This window comes from Microbacterium luteolum (genome assembly GCF_039533965.1).
Lineage (GTDB): Bacteria > Actinomycetota > Actinomycetes > Actinomycetales > Microbacteriaceae > Microbacterium > Microbacterium luteolum.
This window is the reverse complement of record NZ_BAAAUN010000003.1, coordinates 1-5546: the sequence shown is the minus strand read 5'-3', so window position 1 is coordinate 5546 and position 5546 is coordinate 1. Positions and strand designations below refer to the sequence as shown.

Annotated in this window: 3 rRNA genes; all 3 read left to right on the top strand. The window is 54.4% G+C overall.

Going from position 1 to position 5546, the window contains the following annotated elements:
• Positions 1–261 precede the first annotated feature (261 nt).
• The 3 genes from ABD648_RS20210 to rrf all read left to right on the top strand — a co-directional run bounded on the left by ABD648_RS20210 (position 262) and on the right by rrf (position 5538).
• Positions 262–1786: ribosomal RNA gene (locus ABD648_RS20210) — 16S ribosomal RNA — on the top strand.
• A gap of 423 nt (positions 1787–2209) precedes the next feature.
• Positions 2210–5313 (top strand): 23S ribosomal RNA (locus tag ABD648_RS20205).
• A 108-nt stretch (positions 5314–5421) separates the two neighbouring features.
• Positions 5422–5538, top strand: a 5S ribosomal RNA gene (gene rrf / locus ABD648_RS20200).
• The 16S, 23S and 5S rRNA genes sit together here, the layout of an rRNA operon.
• Positions 5539–5546 lie beyond the last annotated feature (8 nt).

Genomic DNA, 5546 nt, shown 5'->3' with positions numbered 1-5546 from the left:
TAAGATAGAGAAGTTGCCCTTCGGGCCTGGCTGTGATGGCTGGGTCGTGGGAGCATCCGATCCTTGAGAACTCAACAGCGTGCACTTGTCAAATGCCAAATTATCCTCGTCTCCACTTCGGTGGGGGTGAGAATTCCTTTGGATCAAAGACCAACCTCCTTGTGGGGTTGGCATTCGGATGAAGTCAGCAATGAATTTGTCTCTTTGGTCAGCATCAAACTCGCTGCGTCACCGTTTTCCCGGTGGGGTATGCATTTCTTTTTTACGGAGAGTTTGATCCTGGCTCAGGATGAACGCTGGCGGCGTGCTTAACACATGCAAGTCGAACGGTGAACACGGAGCTTGCTCTGTGGGATCAGTGGCGAACGGGTGAGTAACACGTGAGCAACCTGCCCCTGACTCTGGGATAAGCGCTGGAAACGGCGTCTAATACTGGATATGTGACGTGACCGCATGGTCTGCGTCTGGAAAGATTTTTCGGTTGGGGATGGGCTCGCGGCCTATCAGCTTGTTGGTGAGGTAATGGCTCACCAAGGCGTCGACGGGTAGCCGGCCTGAGAGGGTGACCGGCCACACTGGGACTGAGACACGGCCCAGACTCCTACGGGAGGCAGCAGTGGGGAATATTGCACAATGGGCGCAAGCCTGATGCAGCAACGCCGCGTGAGGGATGACGGCCTTCGGGTTGTAAACCTCTTTTAGCAGGGAAGAAGCGAAAGTGACGGTACCTGCAGAAAAAGCGCCGGCTAACTACGTGCCAGCAGCCGCGGTAATACGTAGGGCGCAAGCGTTATCCGGAATTATTGGGCGTAAAGAGCTCGTAGGCGGTTTGTCGCGTCTGCTGTGAAATCCGGAGGCTCAACCTCCGGCCTGCAGTGGGTACGGGCAGACTAGAGTGCGGTAGGGGAGATTGGAATTCCTGGTGTAGCGGTGGAATGCGCAGATATCAGGAGGAACACCGATGGCGAAGGCAGATCTCTGGGCCGTAACTGACGCTGAGGAGCGAAAGGGTGGGGAGCAAACAGGCTTAGATACCCTGGTAGTCCACCCCGTAAACGTTGGGAACTAGTTGTGGGGTCCATTCCACGGATTCCGTGACGCAGCTAACGCATTAAGTTCCCCGCCTGGGGAGTACGGCCGCAAGGCTAAAACTCAAAGGAATTGACGGGGACCCGCACAAGCGGCGGAGCATGCGGATTAATTCGATGCAACGCGAAGAACCTTACCAAGGCTTGACATATACGAGAACGGGCCAGAAATGGTCAACTCTTTGGACACTCGTAAACAGGTGGTGCATGGTTGTCGTCAGCTCGTGTCGTGAGATGTTGGGTTAAGTCCCGCAACGAGCGCAACCCTCGTTCTATGTTGCCAGCACGTAATGGTGGGAACTCATGGGATACTGCCGGGGTCAACTCGGAGGAAGGTGGGGATGACGTCAAATCATCATGCCCCTTATGTCTTGGGCTTCACGCATGCTACAATGGCCGGTACAAAGGGCTGCAATACCGCGAGGTGGAGCGAATCCCAAAAAGCCGGTCCCAGTTCGGATTGAGGTCTGCAACTCGACCTCATGAAGTCGGAGTCGCTAGTAATCGCAGATCAGCAACGCTGCGGTGAATACGTTCCCGGGTCTTGTACACACCGCCCGTCAAGTCATGAAAGTCGGTAACACCTGAAGCCGGTGGCCTAACCCTTGTGGAGGGAGCCGTCGAAGGTGGGATCGGTAATTAGGACTAAGTCGTAACAAGGTAGCCGTACCGGAAGGTGCGGCTGGATCACCTCCTTTCTAAGGAGCACTTGGAGTCTTCGGACTTCCAGAACCCAGATCGAAGGCATTCGTTCTTCGCTGGGAGCTCATGGGTGGAACATTTGACATGACATCAAGATCTGATCTTGGAGCTAGTACGTCGTTCTTCGGAGCGGTTGGAAGGTTCTGGGTGAGGGGGCGGGTGTCTGCACGCTGTTGGGTCCTGAGGGACCGGATGCGGATCTTTCGGGATTCGAATCTGTACCTCTGGACCTTTTGTCGTTTCCCCGGTTGGGGTGGCGTCAAGGGGTACCGCCCGTACTTTGAGAACTACACAGTGGACGCGAGCATCTTGCAGCAGCCTTCGGGTTGTTGCACAAGATGATCTTAAAGATCATTAGTCAATTTCAATCCAAACCTCTTTTTGGGGTTTGGTGTCGATTCTGATTCAAACTCATGTGATTTCAAGTCTTTAAGAGCAAACGGTGGATGCCTTGGCATCTGGAGCCGAAGAAGGACGTAGCAATCTGCGATAAGCCTCGGGGAACTGATAAGCAAGTTTTGATCCGAGGGTGTCCGAATGGGGAAACCCCGCTGGGCGGCGTGCCGACCTAGTGACTCCCGCCTGAATATATAGGGCGGGTAGAGGGAACGTGGGGAAGTGAAACATCTCAGTACCCACAGGAAGAGAAAGCAACCGCGATTCCGTTAGTAGTGGCGAGCGAAACCGGAACAGGCTAAACCTAGCGTGTGTGATAGCCGGCAGGTGTTGCACGTTGGGGGTTGTGGGACTTTTCAGTCATCTCTGCCGAGGTGGCGGCGTTACAAGAAGGTATAGACGAACGGTCTTGAAAGGCCGGTCATAGAGGGTGCCAACCCCGTAGTCGAAATGCCTTGCTTGGCGCGAAGAGTATCCCAAGTAGCACGGGGCCCGTGAAATCCCGTGTGAATCTGTCAGGACCACCTGATAAGCCTAAATACTCCCAGATGACCGATAGCGGACAAGTACCGTGAGGGAAAGGTGAAAAGTACCCCGGGAGGGGAGTGAAATAGTACCTGAAACCGTTTGCTTACAAACCGTTGGAGCCTCCTTAGTAGGGGTGACAGCGTGCCTTTTGAAGAATGAGCCTGCGAGTTAGCGATATGTGGCGAGGTTAACCCGTGTGGGGTAGCCGTAGCGAAAGCGAGTCTGAATAGGGCGATTCAGTCGCATGTCCTAGACCCGAAGCGAAGTGATCTATCCATGGCCAGGTTGAAGCGACGGTAAGACGTCGTGGAGGACCGAACCCACTTAGGTTGAAAACTGAGGGGATGAGCTGTGGATAGGGGTGAAAGGCCAATCAAACTTCGTGATAGCTGGTTCTCTCCGAAATGCATTTAGGTGCAGCGTTGCGTGTTTCTTGCCGGAGGTAGAGCTACTGGATGGCCGATGGGCCCTACAAGGTTACTGACGTCAGCCAAACTCCGAATGCCGGTAAGTGAGAGCGCAGCAGTGAGACTGTGGGGGATAAGCTTCATAGTCGAGAGGGAAACAACCCAGACCACCAACTAAGGTCCCAAAGCGCGTGCTAAGTGGGAAAGGATGTGGAGTTGCCTTGACAACCAGGAGGTTGGCTTAGAAGCAGCCACCCTTGAAAGAGTGCGTAATAGCTCACTGGTCAAGTGATTCCGCGCCGACAATGTAACGGGGCTCAAGCACGCCACCGAAGTTGTGGCATTGACATTATTGGTAGGCCTTCGTGGTCCAGCCGTGTTGATGGGTAGGAGAGCGTCGTGTGGCCAGCGAAGCGGCGGTGTAAACCAGCCGTGGAGGCTACACGAGTGAGAATGCAGGCATGAGTAGCGAATGACGTGTGAGAAACACGTCCTCCGAAAGACCAAGGGTTCCAGGGTCAAGCTAATCTTCCCTGGGTAAGTCGGGACCTAAGGCGAGGCCGACAGGCGTAGTCGATGGACAACGGGTTGATATTCCCGTACCGGCGAAGAACCGCCCAAGCTAATCCAGTAGTGCTAAGTGTCTGAATCCCAGTGACTGATCCCTTCGGGGTGACGCTCTGGGCCTAGCGCACGACCCCATTCTGGTGCGGTTAGCGTATTAACAGGTGTGACGCAGGAAGGTAGCCCAGCCCGGCGATGGTTGTCCGGGTGCAAGTGCGTAGGCCGAACGGTAGGCAAATCCGCCGTTCACATAGGCTGAGACACGATGCGGATAATAAGTGGGTGATCCTATGCTGCCAAGAAAAGCATCGACGCGAGGTTCTAGCCGCCCGTACCCCAAACCGACTCAGGTGGTCAGGTAGAGAATACCAAGGAGATCGAGAGAATCGTGGTTAAGGAACTCGGCAAAATGCCCCCGTAACTTCGGGAGAAGGGGGGCCATCCACTTATACGGACTTGCTCCGAAAAGGGTGTGGTGGCCGCAGAGACTAGTGGGTAGCGACTGTTTACTAAAAACACAGGTCCGTGCCAAGTCGCAAGACGATGTATACGGACTGACGCCTGCCCGGTGCTGGAAGGTTAAGAGGACCGGTTAGCCGCAAGGCGAAGCTGAGAATTTAAGCCCCAGTAAACGGCGGTGGTAACTATAACCATCCTAAGGTAGCGAAATTCCTTGTCGGGTAAGTTCCGACCTGCACGAATGGCGTAACGACTTCCCAACTGTCTCAACCGCGAACTCGGCGAAATTGCATTACGAGTAAAGATGCTCGTTACGCGCAGCAGGACGGAAAGACCCCGTGACCTTTACTACAGCTTGGTATTGGTGTTCGGTGTGGCTTGTGTAGGATAGGTGGGAGACTTTGAAGCATGGACGCCAGTTCGTGTGGAGTCATTGTTGAAATACCACTCTGGTCACTCTGGATATCTAACTTCGAACCGTAATCCGGTTCAGGGACAGTGCCTGGTGGGTAGTTTAACTGGGGCGGTTGCCTCCCAAAAAGTAACGGAGGCGCCCAAAGGTTCCCTCAACCTGGTTGGCAATCAGGTGTCGAGTGTAAGTGCACAAGGGAGCTTGACTGTGAGACTGACAGGTCGAGCAGGGACGAAAGTCGGGACTAGTGATCCGGCAGTGGCTTGTGGAAGCGCTGTCGCTCAACGGATAAAAGGTACCTCGGGGATAACAGGCTGATCTTGCCCAAGAGTCCATATCGACGGCATGGTTTGGCACCTCGATGTCGGCTCGTCGCATCCTGGGGCTGGAGTAGGTCCCAAGGGTTGGGCTGTTCGCCCATTAAAGCGGTACGCGAGCTGGGTTTAGAACGTCGTGAGACAGTTCGGTCCCTATCCGCTGCGCGCGTAGGAAATTTGAGAGGATCTGACCCTAGTACGAGAGGACCGGGTTGGACGAACCTCTGGTGTGTCAGTTGTTCCGCCAGGAGCACCGCTGATTAGCTACGTTCGGGATGGATAACCGCTGAAAGCATCTAAGCGGGAAGCCGGCCTCAAGATGAGATTTCCATACCTTCGGGTGAGAGGCTCCCAGCCAGACTACTGGGTTGATAGGCCAGATGTGGAAGTGCAGTAATGCATGCAGCTGACTGGTACTAATAAGCCGATGACTTGATAACACACCGTTTGTTGGTGCTACGCGTCCACTGAGTGGTTCTCGATGTACGGTCGAGAACCGCATAACAACAATGACTTTGTTATGTGTTTGATTGAAACATCAATAGTGTTTCGGCGGCCATAGCGTGAGGGAAACGCCCGGTTACATTCCGAACCCGGAAGCTAAGCCTCACAGCGCCGATGGTACTGCAGGGGGGACCCTGTGGGAGAGTAGGACACCGCCGGACTTCTTTTA